This window comes from Bacillus mojavensis (genome assembly GCF_012648005.1).
Taxonomy (GTDB): Bacteria; Bacillota; Bacilli; order Bacillales; family Bacillaceae; genus Bacillus; species Bacillus mojavensis.
The window spans coordinates 3,372,380-3,392,089 of record NZ_CP051464.1; the positions used below are offsets into that span (position 1 = coordinate 3,372,380).

Consider the following 19,710-nt stretch of genomic DNA (forward strand, 5'->3'; position numbering starts at 1 on the left):
AATGAAAGGTCAGTCATATCTCAAATTCTTTATGTTTGGCATGCTATAATACAAATCAAATAGAGAACAAGGAGTTAAAAATGAAAACACTGCGAACGTTATGTGTACTGATCATACTTTCTGCTGTCATTTTCTTCGGCATCAAAATATATGCAAAAGATATAGATATTTCGTTTTTCAAAATTGATATAGGTGCAACGAAGAATGAATCTGAAACAGCTGCAAACAAAGAGAAGAAACTCAGAGGAAGCGCCGAGCCGCTGGACGTCACGCTTTTCAATCAGATGGATGCCCCAAGACTCTATAATGGCTGTGAGGTGACGAGCCTTGCTATGGTGCTGAACTATGCGGGATACAACGTGACAAAGAATACACTGGCAAACCAGATCGCAACAGTGCCTTTGACATACACCAGCGGATTAAAAGGTGATCCGAATGACGGATTTGTCGGTGATATGGCGAACGGCCCGGGGCTAGGTGTCTATCACGGCCCGATCTATCAGCTCGCTAAAACCTATGCGGGGGACAATGTTTCTGATCTGACAGGAAAAAGCATCTCTGCTGTTTATGAGCAGCTTGAGAAAGGCAACCCGGTTTGGGTTATCACGACAGCCAACTTTACACCTGTTGACAACATGCAGACATGGAAAACGCCAAACGGAACGATCGATATCACGTACAGCGAACACAGTGTCGCCGTCACGGGTTATGATGAAAATTACGTGTATGTGAATGACCCTTATGGCTATAAAAACAGAAAAACAGACCGGACCAGCTTCGAAAAAGCGTGGGTGCAAATGGGCAGCCAAGCCATCGTCGTTCAAAAGTAAAGCTGCCCGCTTTCACAAGCTTTTCTTATGCTCTCTCCTGAGCAAATACGCCAATACTCATGCTTGATGTTTACATCAGGTAACAATGACGCATTTTCCATTTTCCATCCAAATTTGTCTTTACTTTCAGGCTGGCTATTTTTATGATTAAAACAGATTCAGCCTTGCCCCGATCTATGTGAGAGAAGCCGGTGCAAGATGCTGACGCTTCTCTTACAAAACTAAAAATAGCCGGGGAGGATTTTATCATTGAAAAAAATCGTGTCTATCCTATTTATGTTCAGTTTGGTTATGGGCTTCAGCCAGTTTCAGACATCAACTGCTTTTGCAGCTGACAAAGTGGTTCATGAAACAATTATCGTGCCAAAAAATACAACATATGACGGGAAGGGACAGCGGTTTGTAGCAGGAAAAGAATTGGGTGACGGAAGCCAGTCCGAAAACCAAAAGCCTGTTTTTCGTGTGGAAGACGGTGCAACTCTGAAAAATGTAGTGCTCGGCGCTCCTGCTGCTGATGGCGTGCACACTTATGGAAACGTTAACATTCAGAATGTGACGTGGGAAGATGTTGGTGAGGACGCGTTAACTGTGAAGAAGGAAGGAAAAGTAACCATTGACGGCGGTTCTGCTCAAAAAGCCTCTGATAAAATCTTTCAAATCAATAAAGCCAGCACGTTTACAGTGAAAAACTTCACTGCGGATAACGGCGGAAAGTTTATAAGACAGCTGGGCGGGTCGACTTTCCATACCGATGTTATTATCGACAGATGCACCATCACAAACATGAAGGAAGCGATTTTCCGTACGGACAGTAAAACGAGCACAGTCACCATGACGAACACTAGATACTCCAACGTCGGCAAGAAATGGATCGGCGTCCAGCACGTAACGGAAAAAAACAATACCCAATTTTAATATAAAGAAAAAGCCCGCGGTTATTTGATCCGCGGGCTTTTTATTCTATCCTGCATTTCTTCCTTCGTGTATATGATTTTCATCGGATTTCCGCCGACAAATGCCCCGGCTGGCACATCCTTATGGACAAGCGTTCCAGCGGACACGATCGCGCCATTCCCTATTTCCACGCCTGGCAGAATGGTCGTGTTGGCGCCGATCATCACTTCGTCTCCGATCAGGACTTTACCGATTCGATACTCCTGAATTAAATACTCATGAGCCAAAATGGTCGTATTGTATCCGATGATTGAATTCGTTCCGACTGAGATCTTTTCCGGAAACATAATATCGGGCATCACCATGAGGGCAAAGGATGTCTGCTTTCCGACCTTCATCCGCAAAAACGTACGGTACAGCCAGTTTTTCATTCCTATAAACGGTGTATATCTCGCAATTTGAATGACAATGAAATTCTTCACTACCTTCAAAAAAGGCACCGTTTGATAGACATGCCACAGTGAGTTAGCTCCTGATACCGGATGCCGGTCTGTTTTTCTCACAGATTACTTCACTCCAACGATTTGTAATAGATCACTCATTTTCTCTAGCATATAGTCTGGCTCATGCTTCGCCAGCGCTTCCGGCCCTTTAATCGTCCATGCGACACCGGCTGTTTTTGTACCGGCGTTTTTCCCCGCCAGAATATCGTGATAGTTGTCACCGACCATGATGGCTTCAGCAGGCTCGCTTCCCAGCTGCTTCAGCGCCAGCAGGACAGGCTCGGGATCAGGCTTTGCCATCGTGACATCATCAAGTGTAACAACAGTTTCGAAAAAACCGCCGATTCCCGTTAGCTTAAGGCCCATATTGACAGTATCCCTTAACTTTGTTGTCACAATTCCTAATGTAAAGCCCGCTTTTTTTAGTTCATCCAGCGTTTCATAAACCGTTTCATATTCGGTGACAAGTGTGTCATGCATCTGGTGATTGTATGTTCTGTACATGCTGATCATTTCTTCAGTTTTCTCAGCATCCATGGAAGAAAACGTTTCAAAAAGAGACGGGCCGATAAACGCAAGCACATCCTCACGTTTATAGCGGCTCGGATAATAATGCTCCAGCGTATGCAAAAATGACGCGATAATTAATTCATTTGTATTAATAAGGGTTCCGTCTAAATCAAACAGAATCGTCGTTACTTGATGATCAGTCATACTGCTTCCTTTCCAACCGCTGAGGGTTTCCATTTTTTCCACGTATACGATATCGCCATCGTCAGCAGCACGGCCGTGGTGACTCGAATCAGCAGAAGCGGCCAAACCGGAATGCCAAGTGGAATAAAGACAAGTGTATCTTCAACGACAGCATGGCAGGCAACGAGAAATATAAAGGCCAGTGTCATGTCGCGCCTGCCAACGCCGTCATCTTCGACTGCTTTAATCATGACACCCGCTCCGTAGGCAAGGCCGATTGTCAAGCCGGCTACCATTGTCATGGAGGTATTTTTATTCATGCCCAGCATCTGTGTAAACGGAGACAGCCACTTAGAAAACGTGTGCAGCCAGCCTAAGTCTCGCATAAATTGAATGATGATCATCAGCGGGATTACAATCGCCGCCAGCTGCAACACACCAAGACCGGCTTTCATTAAAGCCTCGGCCAGCATCGCCAGCCAGCCGTCAGGCACATCACCCTTTGAAGCAATAAAACCGTACTGCGCCATTTCCTGCCCGCCATGCCAGATGAGATTAATGACGATTGCAGAAACAGCTGCCAAACCAATGCGCACTGCCAATATGACGCCAATCCTGATTCCGACCTTTGCTGCGACCGTCGATTCGATAATTAAGTTATGACAGAATGAAAGCATGACCGCTAAGATAAAAACTTCCTTCACGGATAAATCCAGTGTCAATATCCCGGCAATCCCCGCGTACAGATTCAGCATATTCCCAAGCACAAGCGGAATCGCCGCTTCGCCTGAGAGACCGAACAGGCCCATCACCGGTGTGATTAGCCTTACCAGCCAATCCATGACAGGCGTATGCTGAAGCAAAGTGACTACCAGTGTCACCGGAAAAATGACTTTACCGAGTGTCCATGTTGTCTGAAGACCTGCCGCAAGACCGGCCAGAAAAATCTTCTTCATCCCTCATCCCCCTTTGCTACCGTCTACTCTGCGTACCGCTTCGCCGAGTACCCCTTGACGCGTCTGAAGATGATGGCTGCCACAGCCAACACAATTAATACAATTGAGATCACCTGAGCGATGCGAAGCGAACTCGTCAGCATTAAGCTGTCAGTCCGCATTCCTTCAATAAAGAGCCTTCCGATTGAATACCAAATGATATAGGTTAAAAACATCTCGCCTCTCCGCAAATTCGCTCTGCGCAAAAGAAGCAGTATAATAACGCCGACAAAGCTCCATAGTGATTCATATAAAAAAGCAGGATGATAATATTGTCCGTTGATGTACATTTGATTAATGATAAACTCAGGCAGGTGCAGGCTTTCTAAAAAGGCTCTGCTGACCGCCTCCCCGTGTGCCTCTTGATTGACAAAGTTTCCCCAGCGGCCGATCGCCTGACCAAGCAAAATGCTCGGCGCCGCGATATCCGCAAGCTTCCAGAAAGAAATGTTTTTCACTCTTGAAAAGACATAGCCTGTCAAAATGGCACCGATTAAGCCGCCGTGAATCGCGATGCCGCCCTTCCAGATTTTTATGATTTCTCCCGGATGTTCGGCATAATAATCCCATTCAAATGCAACGTAATAAATCCGCGCGCAAATAATCGCAATTGGGATCGCAAAAAGGACGAGATCGATAAAAATATCTTTCTGCAGCCCTCGTTTTTCACTTTCTCTCATGGCAATCCAAAGCCCCAGCAAAGCACCGAGACCGATAATGATTCCGTACCAATGGACGGCTAACGGCCCTAGCTGAAACGCTATCGGATTGAGTGGTTCTATCGCTTCATTCATTTATTGCCAACTCCTATTCGTCTTGTTCACCGTCTTCAATGACATCCGCCAGCTTGTTGGTAAATTGCTCAGCGGCGTTTAAGCCCATCCGCTTCAATCTGAAGTTCATAGCAGCCACTTCAATAATGACCGCGAGATTTCGTCCCGGACGGACAGGGATCGTGAGTTTTGTAATTTCTGTATCAATGATTTTCATTGTTTCTTCTTCGAGTCCGAGACGGTCGTATTGCTTGCCCTGCTCCCAGAGTTCAAGATTCATCACAATTGTAATTCGTTTGTTGCTTCTGACCGCACCGGCACCAAACAGCGTCATGACGTTAATAATGCCGAGCCCTCTAATTTCAAGCAGATGTTCAATGAGCTCAGGGGCGTTTCCGACAAGGGTATCCTGATCCTCCTGCCGAATTTCAACACAATCATCAGCAACAAGACGGTGGCCTCTTTTCACAAGCTCCAACGCGGTTTCACTTTTTCCGACGCCGCTTTTCCCTGTGATCAGCACCCCGACGCCATATATATCGACAAGCACACCGTGAATGGCTGTGGTTGGCGCAAGTCTGCTTTCTAGGAAGTTGGTCAATCGGCTTGACAGTCTTGTCGTTTTTAAAGGCGATCTGAGGACAGGCACGCTGTTTTTCTCGGAAGCGTCAATGAGCTCCTGCGGGATAGGCATATCTCTAGACAGAATAATAGCTGGTGTTACATCCGTGCATAGAGAGTCCATGCGCTGCTTTTTATCCTCTTCCGGCAGCTGTTCAAAGAAAGAAAGCTCTGTTTTCCCCAGAAGCTGTACGCGCTCCCTAGGGTAATATGTAAAATATCCGGCAATTTCAATGCCTGGTCTTGATAAATCACTCATCGTAATCGGGCGGTTAATTCCTTCTTCTCCGCTGATCAATTCCAAATGAAACTGTTCCATTACATCTTTTGTCCGAACCTTTGCCACGATATGTTCCTCCTGTTCCGGGATAACCCGAGCTTGCTCAACAATAATTTCATTTTATCACTTTCAGGCTTGAACCTAAAACAGATTTTATAAAAGACTGGCAAACGTGTCAGCTGGTCTAGATCACTAGTCTGAAAAGGAGTAAAATAAACGTATTCATATATTCCAGAAAGGCGGATCAATTATGGCAGATAGTCTTCTTCTCAGCGGCATCAGTATCGTGACAGAAAATGAAGTGATTAAAAACGGCTATGTTGGGGTCAAGGATGGAAAGATAAGCGCTGTCTCAGCAGAACGGCCAATAGAGCAATACGCAAAGGAAATTCAAGGCCCAAGGGATGCCGTATTGCTTCCGGGGATGATTGATATTCATATCCACGGCGGCTATGGCGCGGATACAATGGATGCGAGCTTTTCCGCGCTCGATACCATGTCCTCAAGGCTGCCCGAGGAAGGCACAACGAGTTTTTTAGCGACAACCATCACACAAGAACACGGCCAAATTTCTCAAGCACTGGTAAAGGCGAAAGATTGGAAATCTGCGGAGGATTCCCCTTCATTAGGTGCGGAATTGATCGGAATTCATTTAGAGGGTCCCTTTGTTTCACCTAAAAGGGCCGGAGCGCAGCCAAAGGAATGGATTAGGCCCTCAGATCTTGCACTTTTCAAGAAATGGCAGCAGGAGGCAGGGGGGCTGATCAAAATCGTCACGCTTGCACCGGAGGAGGATCAACATTTTGAGCTGATCCGTTATTTAAAAGATGAGTCGATTATCGCGTCAATGGGACACACGGATGCAGACTCCGCATTACTTTTGGAAGCCTTTGAAGCAGGCGCCAGCCATATGACTCATTTATACAATGCGATGAGCCCGTTTCATCATCGTGAACCCGGAGTGATCGGAACAGCCCTCGCCCATGAGGGTTATGTCACAGAGCTTATTGCCGACGGTATCCACTCCCATCCGTTAGCGGCAAAGCTTGCTTTTTTAGCAAAAGGCAGCAGCAAGCTTATATTGATCACCGATTCGATGCGGGCGAAAGGACTGAAAGACGGAGTCTACGAGTTCGGCGGACAAAGTGTGACAGTAAAGGGGAAAACAGCTCTTCTTCCGGATGGGACGCTTGCCGGTTCGATTTTAAAAATGAATGAAGGCGCACAGCATATGCGTGCGTTTACGAATTGCTCTTGGACGGATATAGCTAATATAACTTCAGCAAACGCGGCCAAACAGCTTGGCATCTTTGACCGAAAAGGCAGTATAACAGAGGGAAAAGATGCGGATCTTGTAATTGTCAGCAGTGAATGTGAGGTGCTTCTCACCATCTGCCGCGGAAACATTGCATTTATATCCAAGGAGGCTGATCATATATGAAAGTAATCGAATGTCAATCGTATGAGGCATTAAGCCAAAAAGCTGCCGGAATTGTGGCTGAAACAGTCAGGGAAAAGCCTGATGCCGTTCTCGGTTTAGCGACAGGCGGGACACCGGAAGGCACGTACCGCGAGCTGATCCGCCTGCACCAAACAGAGAATCTTTCTTTTCAAGACATCACCACGATTAACTTAGATGAATACGCCGGCCTTTCCGGTGATGACCCAAACAGCTATCACTGCTATATGAATGAGCGTTTCTTCCAGCATATCGATAGTCAACCGAGCCGGCATTTTATCCCTGATGGAAACGCAAGTGACTTGGAAGCCGAGTGCAAACGCTACGAACAATTGATTGAATCACTTGGCGGAGCGGACATTCAGCTTCTCGGCATCGGCCGAAACGGACATATCGGCTTTAATGAACCGGGAACATCATTCCAGTCCCGCACACATGTCGTGGCATTAAATGAACAAACCCGTCAGGCCAATGCCAGATATTTTACCTCCATTGACAGGGTGCCAAAAAAAGCCGTTACAATGGGAATTCAAACGATTCTCTCAAGCAAGCGGATTCTTCTGCTCATCTCCGGCACAAGCAAAGCCGAAGCTGCAAAAAGGCTGCTGGACGGACAAGTCAGCGAGGAATTCCCTGCGTCCGCTTTGCACCTGCATCCTAACGTTTCGGTTTTGATTGATCAAGAAGCCGCCGGATTCAGGCATTGAAAGGATTTTCGCTATGAATATCGATAAACAATCTCCTATCCCCATTTATTATCAGATTATGGAGCAAGTAAAAGCCCAAATAAAGAGCGGAGAGCTGAAGCCGGATATGCCGCTTCCTTCCGAGCGGGAATATGCCGAGCAATTCGGGATCAGCCGGATGACGGTGCGCCAAGCGCTTTCTAATTTGGTCAATGAAGGCTTTCTCTATCGTCAGAAAGGCCGGGGCACCTTTGTCAGCAAGCTAAAAATGGAACAAGCGCTCCAAGGGCTTACAAGCTTTACAGAAGATATGAAAAGCCGCGGCATGAGGCCGAGCAGCAGGCTCATCGATTATCAGCTTATCGATTCGACTGAGGAGCTGGCCGCCATACTAGGATGCGGGACGGGTGCCCGCATCCACAAAATCACACGGGTTCGGCTGGCGAATGATATTCCTATGGCGATTGAAGCCTCACACATCCCATTTGAGCTGGCAGGTGAATTAAATCCGTCTCATTTCAAGTCGTCAATTTACGAGCATATTGAAAGGTACAACAGCACGCCGATTTCCCGCGCCAAACAAGAGCTTGAACCGAGTGCCGCAACACAGGATGAAGCAAACTTGCTCGGCATCCAAGAGGGGGCACCAGTCCTGTTGATTAAACGAACAACGTATTTGCAGAACGGTACTGCTTTTGAGCATGTAAAATCTGTATACAGGGGCGACCGTTATACTTTTGTCCATTACATGGATCGGCTGTCATAAAAAAGTCTCCAACCCCTTTTTAAGGATTGGAGACACGGCGAAAATCAAATTGGTCTGGCGCTGGACGATAGGTTTCTTTTTTCGTCTTGAACTTCCAGATCGGTGATTTCGTTTTTCCGTTAAAGCTGTCTTCCACAATGGTATACCAATAATAAACTGAATTCGGCTCTAGATTCTCCCATAGGAATTCGGCGGTTTCCCCGCTTTTCACTTTCTCGCGTTTTCCGAGCTGTTCGTTTGTATAGACATTGCATTCAAAATAATCGGTTTCTACTCTTTTCATTCTTGGCTTCAGATCAAGCTCCAGCGTAAACTCATCCTTGTTGCCGTAACTATCTGTATCATAAAAGTTTTTATCATCCATATACGGTGAATAAGTGGATACATGCACCACATTGTTTACCTGGTCAAACTGCATCAAACGCAAATATCCTTGGCCGCCCTCTGGCCCGCCCTGATAATCAGCAAGCATTTGATGGACGAGACGATCCGGTTTTCCGTCTCCGTCATCATCCAGCTCATCTGTTTTTCTCATCGCGCTGTGATAATGTCCGCTTAACACCATCACGACATTCGGGTTCGGCTTGACAACTTTTTTGAAGATTTTCTCGCCGATCGGGCTTCTGTTTCCGCTAACGAGTAAATATTCATGAAAAGCTAAAACAGCTATCCTGTCAGGGTGCTTCTTCAGCACTTGATTCATCCATGCGATGTCTTCGTCAGTGATGCCCCAACCCATGTACAGCATGATATAATCATTGCCGCTGCTTGATATGAGGTCATAATGCCCGCGGTTATTTTTGTATGATTCTCCATAGTGCAGTCTCTTATCGAAACGGCGGCTGCCAAAGTATTTGCCAAACGCCCTGTAGGAGCCGTCCTTATGACCGACATCGTGGTTTCCGGCCAGCACGCCGTAAGGAATTCCGCTGTTGTCCAGGACTCGCATTGATTGATCAGCGTTTCTCCACTGTCTGATATCCGCGGAATCATCTACAATATCCCCTGTGTGAAACACGTATTTCGTATTCAGCTTCCTTTGGTTATTTTTGATCCATATAGTCTGCTTATCAAAAATATGCGGATAGCTTTTTGCATAATACTGCGTGTCTGACATCCAGACAAAGGAATACATATCCTTCGCAGGAGGAATTTCGTCCTGAACAATGATATTTATCTTAGATTTCCGTACATAATCGGAAGCGATGACAGACGCCTTTAGCGTGAACTGTTTGTCATCTTTGGCAACGAAGCTGTCAACCGGCTGCCACTGGCTTGTCCGGTAATTCCAAGCATACATTGTCACTTTTCTCCCCGGCAGAGAGCTTCCTCTCCAAACGGCTTCAGCTAAATCATTCTCATCAATGGACGGGTCAACCGTCACTTCAAAACGGTGATAAGGAAAAAGCTCCTTCTCTTCCGTTGATACTGTTTTATCGTCAGCTCCTGACACCCGATTCATTTCTTCATTGGTAAACGGCGTCTCGCTTTCCGGCACAAAGCTTTTTGGAGGTTCAGTCAGTGATGCATGCTTGAAAATTTTCACACTATTTCTGTTTTGCGCCGTATATTGAAAGCCTTTGTAAAAGGACACATCCATCGCATCATTCGTCGGATCCTTTACCCGCACCGAAAGCTTGGCTTTGTGCGTATCGGCATCGCTATTTACAATTTCCGGCTGGTCCGGATGCTCCCGCTCTGTCTTAAACGTCCGCTCAATAACCGTTTTATTGCCAGCCAAATCTGTTGCTGAGACTTTCAGCGTGTGTTTCCCCGGAGACAGCTCAGAAGTTGACGTATGATATGGGAGCGTAATGCTATCACCATCTAAAAATGCCTCTGTTTCCTCTATTTTGCTCCATTTATCAAACATATCTGCCTGCAGCAGCAGGTTTCCTTTATACGTCTGTCCGTCCGTCACATTCGGTTCGATGTGCGGTCCTGAATTATCAACCCGCACAACAAAGCTCAGGTTTTCATTCCCGTCGCTTACTGCAATATGATGGGCGCCTTCAGTCAGCTTCTCTGTATCCCACTTCAGCAGCTGCGATGTAAACAGTCCATCAGGCAGATGAAATTGAAACGGCCAGCTTTTATTCGAGCGCTGATTATCCCCAATAAAAAGCTCCTTCTCGGGAGACATACGCTCGTCCCTGATCACCGTTCCATCCGATAATACCAATCGGGCATTTTTGACTAAAAAATCATCACGGTTTTCAGCCGTATCAAACGGAGATACCTTTGAACCCGATCTTATCGTGATACGCTGCAGCTGCTTCCCTTTTTGAAGCAGCGTCTCCGGCAGAGGGACAGAGTAGGTGCGGTATTTATTTGTCGTATCATCGAAGACTTTTAAAACCTTGCCGTCCATCGTTACAGCATTTTTAAAGTAAAGGTTCGTTTTTCGGGTGTCGAACGCAAAATATACTTCTTTTTCCATGGCGGGCTCTGTCTGTTGTTTTTTTCCGTCAATCCAGAGCTTAATGCTGTCAGTCCGCCCGTCCGTGGTCGCTTTGAGAAACTGTGTCCCTGACAGTGTATCTCTGTTTTCTATATTCATCCGCAAACCGTGCGACTTGCTTGTTTGTTTAATATCAATCATTTTGACAGGCGTCTTCGCTTCATTGATCCCGTCACCGGCTACAACGTAATACTCAAGCTGATCCTTCCCGATCAGTTCAGGCGAGTAGACAATATAATGGTACAAATGATCGTTGCGGTCTTTTTCAGCGAAAATGCGTTTAAACGGTTTGTTTTCATCTGTCCGATAATAAAAGGCGGCCGTTCTCACTAAACTGCGGTCACGTATGTCAGCCCGCAGTTCAATGCTTTCAGCCGGGCGGACAGGCTTGCGGTCTGTTAAATCCTCAATAACCGGCTTTTCTTTATCAAGCTTCACTTTACGTTTTTGCTCTGGCACCTGCGCCTGTAAAACCGAGCCTGGCGACGGATTTTTTTCTGCTATTGAAATGTTGAGCAGTTCCGCTGTTCCATCCAGAGGGTATTTATAAAGCACAGACGACAGGCGGCGCAGCGCATGTTTCCGGTAGTGCGCAACTGAAATATCCTTTCCTGTATTCGTCGATATCGCAACCGCACGCGGCCGGGTATTCGCCATGCCCTCTGTTCCATCCAGCACCAACAGATTTTTCCCTTCTCTCAAATGTGTCTGATAGTGCCGGTTAAAATCATCCGCTGTCAACTCAGAATGTCCGGCAGGCTTGAGCCAAAATACACAGGTTTCTCCAGACGGAATGACGACCCGCTGATCAGGTCTCCAAATCAGGTCGGAGTCCGGCCCTTCCTTCGGATAGCGGTAGCGAATGTGATAATCTTTAAAATCAATTGTTCTGTCGGTTGTATTATATACCTCAATAAATTCATAACCGTCTGTACGTCCGGTATTTTTCGTATCAACTGCAAGCTCGGTGATCAGCAGCTCCGGGATATGGGCGAGGTCAGCCTGATATCCATCCAGCTTCAGTGTCTTCGTTTCTGACTCCACCCGCTGCTTTCCATTCGAGAACACAATGTAATACTCGAGCTCGCTATTCCAGATTGACCTCTTCGGTATTTGCGCCAAAAACTGGCGGACAGCTCCGGGGGTTGGGTCCATCGGCACCATTTTATAGCCCAGTTCATTGCTTTGTTTATAAAACAAAAAGGCAGAAAACGATTGATACTCACTGTCACGCACATGCGCCTGAATGATCAGGTTGCCCTTCATTTCAGCCTTCACTTCAATTTGAGGAGGGTTTTCAAGCAAGGGTATGTAATGAGGCGTTTGGAACGGTTCCTGCTTTATGACAGGCAAGGCCTTTGCTTCATGATGGCCGCCAGACTGAACAAACAGAAAAGATAATAATAAAGAAGCAATGACTGTGTATTTTCTCATCACGACACCTCCCTTTTCACGTATTTTGCGTCTGAACAGGGAAGCTTATGAGTTAATTTTTGTGTGAAAAGAACAAAAAGACACCGGTCTCTTGAAAGTTCCACTATTATCCAGTAAACTAAAAGTAGTTAACCGGTTAACGATAAAATCAGTGAGGCAGATTGATGGATAACAGCATTCATAATGAATTATTTCAAACCATACAGGAGTTCGCATTAAAAAGAGACAAGCACGTCTATCAAAAGGTACAGCTTCCCTCCCATGACATGCCGTCAGAAGACCATAAACATCCCAGAAAAAACTGGACACTGACCCAGCTTCATATTGTGTCCTACATACATACTAGACATAATGTAAACAACAGCTTCTTATCATCACAGTTACACATTTCAAAAGCAGCTGTTTCGAAAGCGATTCAAGCTTTGCTGAAACACAATATCATCAATGTATCCAAAAAACCCGGCAACAAAAAAGAAATTTATTATACGTTAACCGAGAGCGGCCAAGAGCTCGCGGCGTTCCATGAGCAGCTTCATGAAAAAGCAAAGATGCAATACACGCAGCTCTTCAATGAATTTACTATTGACGATTTAAAAACGGTGACTGCGTTTTTCAAACTTTGGGTCAAACATATGTAAAAAGGCCCCGCCCGCATTCGGGAGAGACCTGTCACTCTTATTGGGTACTGTCGAACGTAACATGAAGTGAAACAGGGCCGCGGGTATACAGACCGGACTCAGCATAGTGAAAACCTTCCTCTAATCTGATATTCCGCATCTTATCCAAAACAATATTGGCCACTATTTCAATTTCGGTTTTGGCAAAAGCTGCTCCTACACAGTTATGAATGCCAGCCCCGAAAGCGAGATGCCGCGCGGCGCCGCTAAATGCGCTCTTGAAGCCGAGATCTTCCCGGTGAATATTAAACATATCAGGATGTTCAAACGCTTCTGGATCACGGTTAGCTGCTCCGATCATACAAAAAACAATCGTATCCTTTTTGATCTCCATACCGCCGACAACAGTATCTTGGGAAAGCTGCCGCGGAATCAGCTGGACCGGCGGTTTATAACGAAGAGTCTCCGCAATAGCCCTTGGCACTAGAGAACGATCAGCCAATACATCATTCATTTGTTCAGGATTGTTGAGCAAATGATACACCATAAGGGCCAGCGTCTTATCAGCTGGTTCAGTGGCCGCCAACAGCACATTGAGAATCAGCGCCAGTATATCCCTGTCGGACATGGCCATGCCTTCATATTCAGATGTACATAGTATAGAAATTAAGTCTGATCCCGGGTTGACACGGCGTTCTTCGATAACCGGCATTAAATAGCGTGAGAGCTGTTCACTGCACCACAAGGAATAGGCCTGTGCTTCTGGGGTCTGTGATATGCTCGTAATAAAATCGGCAACACCGCTATGCCATTCGGCGATTTTTTCGTGGTCATTTTTATCCAGACCAAGCATGTCCATTGTGACACATACAGCAAACGTCTTTCCAAAATCGTTCACCAGATCGATTTTTCCCTTTTCGAGATAAGGGGTTAACAAGTTTTCTGCATTTTGTTTAATTAATGGTGTAAGATGTTCCAATGCATCTCCGACAAAGCTCCTCACCACGATTCTTCGTTTAGCCGAGTGTTCTTTCCCGTGCATTTGGGCCAGTACAGGACCCCGCATGACCGGCTCAGCACGTTTCACAAGTGATTTTGTCGTAAAAATATCAGGATGCTGCAGGACATAACGAACATCGTGATAACGGCTTATGAAATAACTGTCTATTGATTCTTCATAATGAACAGGATCTTCCTCCCGCAGCTGAGAAAAATAAGGATATGGATCTTCCTGAAATTGATCAGACAGCACGCTAAACATTTTAATCGATTGATTCATGTTAACTCCCCCCATCATCCTTCAGATGTTATCGATGTTTCAGAAAACACCGGCATCAATTCCTGCACAACAAGATAGCCTTGATTCGAACGCATACGAATAGAGAATTCATGATTACTGATCTTTTCGCCCAGCTTCCACGGACGATGATAAGCAAGGAGCGTCTCTTCTACTTCAAGAATATCCGGAGCCCCAATAAAAAACGGAAGCTCAGCAATGACATATTCCACAGCCATATTCAGCATGTCCTCACTGATTTCTTCCATCATTAAACTGATGCCGCGCGCGCGTCCGATAATCGCTTCCCGAGACATCTCCAAACACGCATGACGAAAATGAGGCTGTTCGAAAAACGCGTTTTCAACTTCATGTCTCATCAGCTGATACGCTGTGTTTTCCGTAAAATCAGAAAATGTATGAATCGCACTTGGGTCCCCGCCGTGAGCCAAAAGTGCCCGTTCTGCAAATCTTCTGTTCCTCGATACCTCTTTCCTGACTTTTCGCTCAGCCTTGCCTCTGGGGGTGCCTAGCGCTTCAAGCAAATTAGCCGCCTCATGTCCCGCAAGCAAAACAGAAACGTTATCAAACTCAGCAGCCGCCCATTCGATCAGTCTGTAAATGTAATCTTCTGAAAACCTGCTGTTAAACGGGCTGATCCCGACCAGAACATGCCGGCGCCGTTCAAATATTTCTCTGCAATTTTGTGTCAAAGACTCAGCAGTAAAGCCCAAAGACATTCTATCCGTAACCATCTCTGTCATCTCATTCACCTCTCGACTTATCTGGCTTTAAGTCATAACCCTTTACTATAAGATGAATTATTGACGCAACTAAACAAGATGAATGGCAGGCAGCACTTAAAGCTTTTCAAGGACCTTTTCAGCATCAAACTTCTTTTGATTTCATTTAATTGATGATTGCCATAATTAATGTTTACTAGTAAACATTAGTCATTTTATCCCTTATTCTACCATGTGTCAATATCAACGGCCCTAAAAAATTGAAAATAAATGTAAATGTCACAGCTTTCACACACTATTATCACTGGTCACTTTTCAGCTTCCTTAAGCGCCAGCAATTGACAACAAAAACAAGAACAGATAAAATTAAATTGTTCACCGGTAAACGATTTTTATTGTTTCTTGGTTAACCATTAATTCATAGAAAGAAGGTAGCCTATGTCCGTTCTGACAAAACAGCTGATATACGACATATACGTTCGGCTCCTGCATCTTAATGAACAAAAAGCGAATACTTCACTTCAGCAGTTCTTTAAGGAGGCCGCAGAAGAAGATGTGATTGATGTTCCCAAAAACATGACTAGCATCCATGTCATTGACTGTATTGGCCAACATGAACCGATTAATAATACGGGAATTGTTAAAAAAATGAACTTATCAAAAGCGAACGTAACGAAAATCAGCACAAAACTGATTAAAGAAGGATTTATCAATAGCTATCAGCTGACTGATAACAAAAAAGAAGTCTATTTTAAATTAACCCGTAAAGGCAGACAGATTTTTGATTTGCATGAAAAACTGCACAAAAAAAAGGAGCTGGCATTTTACCAATTCCTTGATTCATTCTCACAAGATGAACAGAATGCTGTATTGAAATTTTTAGAACAGCTTACCTCTAGACTTGAAGCTGAGCAAACAGATGATACTTCTGAGAAACCTGTAAAGTAAAAAAGGCGGTGTGTTCTTTATGGCTCAAACGAAATCAAAAGCAATGCTGATCTTGTATATTGTTTGTTTCAGCGCATTTTTTGCTTCTTTAAGCCAAAATATTTATTCACCAATCATTCCGATTATTAAAGAATCATTCCATGTCTCTGTAACCCTCGTGAACCTGTCAGTTTCAGTTTTTATGATTGTGACAGCCATTATGCAAATTATTTTGGGCGCCATCATCGATTTTAAAGGCGCGCGTTATGTCTTGCTTGCCGGAATACTGGCAACAGCGGCAGCCAGTATCGGATGTGCCGTCACCACTGATTTTACTTTGTTTCTTATTTTTAGAATCGTACAGGCAGCCGGTTCCGCAGCACTCCCTCTCATTGCAGCCACCACAATCGGCCAGCTATTTACAGGCAGTGATCGCGGAAATGCCATGGGTACGTATCAAATGCTTCTTTCGGCCGCACCGGCTATTGCTCCGGTCCTCGGGGGATTGGTCGGCGGTGCTTTTGGACACAAAGGGATCTTTTGGATGCTGACGGTGATCTCTGTTCTTTTATTAGCAACAAACAGCATTTTCTTCCCTAAGGATCATAGTGAATCAAAGCGAGATGCAAAATCAGGCAGTTTGCTTGCGCATTATCAATCCATTTTCACAAACAGAGCTGGAAATGTCATTCTGACCTTAAGCTTTTTTCTCTTTTTCATTTATTTCGCGGTTATTGTCTATCTCCCCATATTGCTGACGGAACATTATCATATGGATGTGCGGATAGCGGGACTGTTATATTTGCCTCTGGCGTTAAGCACAATCGCTGGTACTTTTCTGTTTAAAAACATACAGGCAAAAGTTCCTCTCAGCACACTCTTTGTCTACAGCAATGCAATGGCAGCGGGCAGCATCATTTTTTTTGCTTTTACCCATTCCGTCTCGATCATTCTCATGGCTCTCACATTGGCGCTATTCGGTGTCTCAATGGGGGTTATTCCTCCCCTGTATTCCACGATGATCACCAATGAGTTTGAAGAAAACAGGGGAAGCGCAATCGGAATCTTTAACTTTATCAGATATACAGGCATGGCGGCCGGTCCGATGATATCAGCTTATCTGTTAACATGGATGCCGTCTGCCATGTCATTTGGCCTTTTGGGTATCGCATTTGCCATTTTAAGTTTTTGCCTTCTGCCGTACATGCATCGGCCGAAACATGACATCAAACAAGAAAAACATCCTATGTAAAAAAGCTGCCATTTGGATGGCAGCTTTTATTTCTTACGAAGCGGTTCTAAAATGCCTTTTTGAATCAGCAAATGGAACACCGACAGGACAACAGATGCCAGGATGGCTGATCCGAAGCCGTCAATTTGAAAACTGTCACCCATAATAGACGCTGTCATCATCAAGGTGATGGCGTTAATCACAAACAAAAAGAGACCCAGCGTCACAACTGTGACAGGCAGTGTAAAGATAATCAAGAGCGGTTTAATCAGCACGTTTAAAATTGATAAAATGAGGCTGGCAATAATCGCTGCCCCGATGCTGCTGATATGGATGGAATCAATGTAACCGTCAATGACGATTAATAATAATGCATTTACTAAAATGCTGACTGCCCATTTGACCATGTTACTTCATATCCCTTTCTGATGGAACAATAAAAATCCAAATGATATATATGAGCAGAACAGGAATGACGCTTGTCATAACGGCCAAAATGACGGTTATCACTCTGAGGAGTGACGCATCCCAGTTGAAATACTCCGCCAGGCCGCCGATGACGCCTGCCATTTTCCTGTTATTTTCTGAACGATATAATCTATTCATTCGATCACCTCTGTGTATACTTTAATTTGATGGCGCCAGTTAATGATTCGGAGAAAACGGCGATGTTTTGATCATGTGCTTGATTAGAAGTGAACATCATTTCTTTTTGAATGGTATCATTTTTTTCTTTCAGCATGTCAACATCTATTAATTCGTGGGACAGCGAGCCAAGATTGCTTTTCAGCTCAGCCTTCACCGCAAGATCATCCGGAATCGCCAGCTCCACATTTCCAGTCGTCGTTTTTGTGTAAATCGAGCGGCAGTCTGATTCTGTGACAGTAATCGCAATATTTCCATTAAAGCTTTGAACATCAATGGATTCGCTTTTTCCGCGCAGGTCAATCAGCCCGTTAATGGTTTCCGCTTCTATTGTGCCACAATTGTGATTGGCTAGCTTAATTTGGCCGTTTGCCGTTTCTGCTGAAGCTTTTTCAGCCGTCAAATTCGAGAACGACAGCACGCCATTTGTCGTTTTCGCCGAGAACTCTTTTACATGTAAATGTTCCCCTCTGATCGGTCCGTTAAACAGCTTCACCCGAATCTTATCATACTCCTTCTGAGGAATATACAATGTGACATTGGTTTTCATTGTTTTCTTTTCCGTACGGATAAAAAACTTATTTCCTTTAATTTCACATTCAATATGCTGAAGAAAAGCGTCTCTCGCTGCTTCCTGGGTGTCAACGCGATATACCTTTGCCTGGCATTCCGCTCTGATATCCTCGTCTTCCCACGGAACAATATTTACGCTGCCGTTTGCGATCTGAAGCTCTACACTGGAAAAATCATTATCCTTAAATTGAAAAATATGCTGTACGTCAAACGAGTGACCGAAGTTCAAATCAAGATCAACTTCTTTGACCTTTTTCACAGCAGAATCAATCCAATCGAACAGCTTCGCCCCTAAAGACGGCTTGCTGCCCTCTTTTTTGGCCGCTGTAAATGGCTCATCCTCTTCATGAACGTTAACTGACAGAGCCGTGATTTTTTCTTCTTTTTCCTTATAGTCGCTGTCGAGCTTTTCAATCAGCGTTAATGCTTCCTGTGCCGTCAGCTTCCCTTCCTCCACAAGCTTGAGGATTCTTTCCTTTTCCTGCTTCATTCGATCTCCTCCCTATGATCTACTTATGCTGCACGCAACACCTTAATGCCCTGAATGACGTTCCAAATGATAATACCGAGTACAACTAAGAAATAGACGAGGACTCCGCCAATCATCACAAAGACAGGCAAAACGCTTTCCCCATCAATGGCAATGGCCCCGCCAAGAAAAGCGATAAATAAGATCAGCCAGCCGACAAAAGGAACAATGTGGGAAATAAGAGAACGCACCGCGTGACGTTTCGTCTCTTTCTCATCAACAACAAAGTAAGCGACAATCGGCACAATGACCGGCGCAATAAATACACTGAAATAACAAAGTGATGCAATTATGGCTTGATTACGGTTCAATTTATCCAACTCCTATCGTTAACATTCGTGACTATGAATCAGGACGTTTTACTTAGATAGATATACGTATAGAACCTCCAAAGGTTTCAAAATCATCCTTTAGACATGCTTCCATTTACGGAATTGGATTTTGAAAAGTTTTAGAAGTAGAATCTTTCAGCCGTACCCATTACAATATGTAAAAAGCTTACGGCAATTAAGGAGGCTGGACAAGCAATGGAGAAAGATCCCAGTGACTATACAGTAACACAAGAATCCGTTTTAAAACTGATTCATGAACAAAAAAGGATGAATCGTGAAATGTTAGCCGAGCTTGAACAGATTCACGGACCTTTTCCCATCTCTCATGATATTCAATATATTAAAGTTCTTCTGGACAGCAGCAGCACTCATATTGTTCAAGATTTAATGAATGTGAGCCGGAGGCTGCATAAGAAGACGTTTTAATAAATACTGCAAAGAA

The 19,710-nt window shown here is 44.8% G+C and carries 21 protein-coding genes; 9 read left to right on the forward strand and 12 right to left on the reverse strand.

Annotation, left to right across the window (positions count from 1 at the left end):
• The first annotated feature begins 80 nt into the window (after positions 1–80).
• A complete protein-coding gene (locus tag HC660_RS17635) occupies positions 81–830 on the forward strand; it encodes a C39 family peptidase (RefSeq protein WP_168748841.1) in 750 nt (249 codons plus the stop codon).
• Between the two features lie 249 nt (positions 831–1,079).
• Positions 1,080–1,745 (forward strand): pectate/pectin lyase PelC, encoded by a 666-nt coding sequence (gene pelC, locus HC660_RS17640; RefSeq protein WP_010332018.1) that lies wholly within the window; start codon positions 1,080–1,082, stop codon positions 1,743–1,745.
• A 20-nt stretch (positions 1,746–1,765) separates the two neighbouring features.
• On the opposite strand, the gene hprF is transcribed toward pelC, so the two are convergent.
• Genes hprF through hprK form a run of 5 tightly spaced genes read right to left on the reverse strand, consistent with a single transcriptional unit; the run spans position 1,766 to position 5,655 of the window.
• Positions 1,766–2,287: an acyltransferase gene (gene hprF / locus HC660_RS17645; protein WP_010332019.1), complete on the reverse strand. Its 522-nt coding sequence runs from the start codon at positions 2,285–2,287 to the stop codon at positions 1,766–1,768.
• 3 nt (positions 2,288–2,290) lie between these two features.
• Entirely contained in the window at positions 2,291–2,941 is a 651-nt protein-coding gene (ppaX, locus tag HC660_RS17650; RefSeq protein ID WP_168748842.1) for a pyrophosphatase PpaX, read from the reverse strand.
• Positions 2,938–3,876, reverse strand: coding sequence for a nucleoside recognition domain-containing protein (locus HC660_RS17655; protein ID WP_168748843.1), 939 nt, complete (start codon positions 3,874–3,876; stop codon positions 2,938–2,940). The genes ppaX and HC660_RS17655 overlap by 4 nt, the downstream gene beginning before the upstream one ends.
• Positions 3,877–3,899: 23 nt before the next feature.
• The gene (gene lgt / locus HC660_RS17660; protein WP_168748844.1) at positions 3,900–4,709 is read right to left on the reverse strand and encodes a prolipoprotein diacylglyceryl transferase; all 810 of its coding nucleotides are present in this window, start codon (positions 4,707–4,709) and stop codon (positions 3,900–3,902) included.
• Between the two features lie 13 nt (positions 4,710–4,722).
• The gene (gene hprK, locus HC660_RS17665; RefSeq protein ID WP_168748845.1) at positions 4,723–5,655 is read right to left on the reverse strand and encodes an HPr(Ser) kinase/phosphatase; all 933 of its coding nucleotides are present in this window, start codon (positions 5,653–5,655) and stop codon (positions 4,723–4,725) included.
• 184 nt (positions 5,656–5,839) lie between these two features.
• Here hprK and nagA point away from each other — a divergent pair, with 184 nt between their 5' ends.
• Genes nagA through HC660_RS17680 form a run of 3 tightly spaced genes read left to right on the forward strand, consistent with a single transcriptional unit; the run spans position 5,840 to position 8,500 of the window.
• Complete coding sequence (nagA, locus tag HC660_RS17670; protein ID WP_168748846.1) at positions 5,840–7,030, forward strand: N-acetylglucosamine-6-phosphate deacetylase; 1,191 nt, start codon at positions 5,840–5,842, stop codon at positions 7,028–7,030.
• Positions 7,027–7,755: a glucosamine-6-phosphate deaminase gene (gene nagB / locus HC660_RS17675; RefSeq protein ID WP_168748847.1), complete on the forward strand. Its 729-nt coding sequence runs from the start codon at positions 7,027–7,029 to the stop codon at positions 7,753–7,755. Before nagA ends, nagB begins: the two co-directional genes overlap by 4 nt.
• 13 nt (positions 7,756–7,768) lie before the next feature.
• Positions 7,769–8,500 carry an N-acetylglucosamine utilization transcriptional regulator NagR gene (locus HC660_RS17680; RefSeq protein WP_168748848.1) on the forward strand — a complete coding sequence of 244 codons (732 nt, stop codon included), beginning with the start codon at positions 7,769–7,771 and terminating at the stop codon, positions 8,498–8,500.
• A 19-nt stretch (positions 8,501–8,519) separates the two neighbouring features.
• Here HC660_RS17680 and HC660_RS17685 read toward each other — a convergent pair whose 3' ends face one another.
• Positions 8,520–12,395: a lamin tail domain-containing metallophosphoesterase family protein gene (locus HC660_RS17685; RefSeq protein ID WP_168748849.1), complete on the reverse strand. Its 3,876-nt coding sequence runs from the start codon at positions 12,393–12,395 to the stop codon at positions 8,520–8,522.
• Between the two features lie 164 nt (positions 12,396–12,559).
• Between HC660_RS17685 and HC660_RS17690 the strand changes: the two genes are divergently transcribed.
• Positions 12,560–13,033: a MarR family transcriptional regulator gene (locus HC660_RS17690; protein WP_010332028.1), complete on the forward strand. Its 474-nt coding sequence runs from the start codon at positions 12,560–12,562 to the stop codon at positions 13,031–13,033.
• Positions 13,034–13,070: 37 nt separating this feature from the next.
• Here the strand turns inward: HC660_RS17690 and cypX are convergent, their stop codons facing one another.
• Positions 13,071–14,291: a pulcherriminic acid synthase gene (gene cypX / locus HC660_RS17695; RefSeq protein WP_168748850.1), complete on the reverse strand. Its 1,221-nt coding sequence runs from the start codon at positions 14,289–14,291 to the stop codon at positions 13,071–13,073.
• 14 nt (positions 14,292–14,305) lie between these two features.
• The gene (gene pchC / locus HC660_RS17700; RefSeq protein ID WP_010332030.1) at positions 14,306–15,052 is read right to left on the reverse strand and encodes a cyclo(L-leucyl-L-leucyl) synthase; all 747 of its coding nucleotides are present in this window, start codon (positions 15,050–15,052) and stop codon (positions 14,306–14,308) included.
• 417 nt (positions 15,053–15,469) lie between these two features.
• Here pchC and HC660_RS17705 point away from each other — a divergent pair, with 417 nt between their 5' ends.
• Both HC660_RS17705 and HC660_RS17710 read left to right on the forward strand, forming a co-directional pair.
• Complete coding sequence (locus HC660_RS17705) at positions 15,470–15,979, forward strand: MarR family transcriptional regulator (protein ID WP_168748851.1); 510 nt, start codon at positions 15,470–15,472, stop codon at positions 15,977–15,979.
• A 19-nt stretch (positions 15,980–15,998) separates the two neighbouring features.
• Positions 15,999–17,210 (forward strand): MFS transporter, encoded by a 1,212-nt coding sequence (locus HC660_RS17710; protein ID WP_168748852.1) that lies wholly within the window; start codon positions 15,999–16,001, stop codon positions 17,208–17,210.
• Between the two features lie 26 nt (positions 17,211–17,236).
• Here the strand turns inward: HC660_RS17710 and HC660_RS17715 are convergent, their stop codons facing one another.
• Genes HC660_RS17715 through HC660_RS17730 form a run of 4 tightly spaced genes read right to left on the reverse strand, consistent with a single transcriptional unit; the run spans position 17,237 to position 19,247 of the window.
• Positions 17,237–17,596 (reverse strand): phage holin family protein, encoded by a 360-nt coding sequence (locus HC660_RS17715; RefSeq protein ID WP_010332033.1) that lies wholly within the window; start codon positions 17,594–17,596, stop codon positions 17,237–17,239.
• Between the two features lies 1 nt (position 17,597).
• Positions 17,598–17,795: a PspC domain-containing protein gene (locus HC660_RS17720; protein WP_010332034.1), complete on the reverse strand. Its 198-nt coding sequence runs from the start codon at positions 17,793–17,795 to the stop codon at positions 17,598–17,600.
• Between the two features lie 4 nt (positions 17,796–17,799).
• Positions 17,800–18,897: a DUF4097 family beta strand repeat-containing protein gene (locus HC660_RS17725; RefSeq protein WP_168748853.1), complete on the reverse strand. Its 1,098-nt coding sequence runs from the start codon at positions 18,895–18,897 to the stop codon at positions 17,800–17,802.
• Between the two features lie 23 nt (positions 18,898–18,920).
• Positions 18,921–19,247 carry a hypothetical protein gene (locus HC660_RS17730; protein WP_010332036.1) on the reverse strand — a complete coding sequence of 109 codons (327 nt, stop codon included), beginning with the start codon at positions 19,245–19,247 and terminating at the stop codon, positions 18,921–18,923.
• Positions 19,248–19,463: 216 nt separating this feature from the next.
• Between HC660_RS17730 and HC660_RS17735 the strand changes: the two genes are divergently transcribed.
• Positions 19,464–19,694, forward strand: a complete 231-nt coding sequence (locus tag HC660_RS17735; protein ID WP_010332037.1) for a hypothetical protein — start codon at positions 19,464–19,466, stop codon at positions 19,692–19,694.
• The last annotated feature ends 16 nt before the right edge of the window (positions 19,695–19,710 follow it).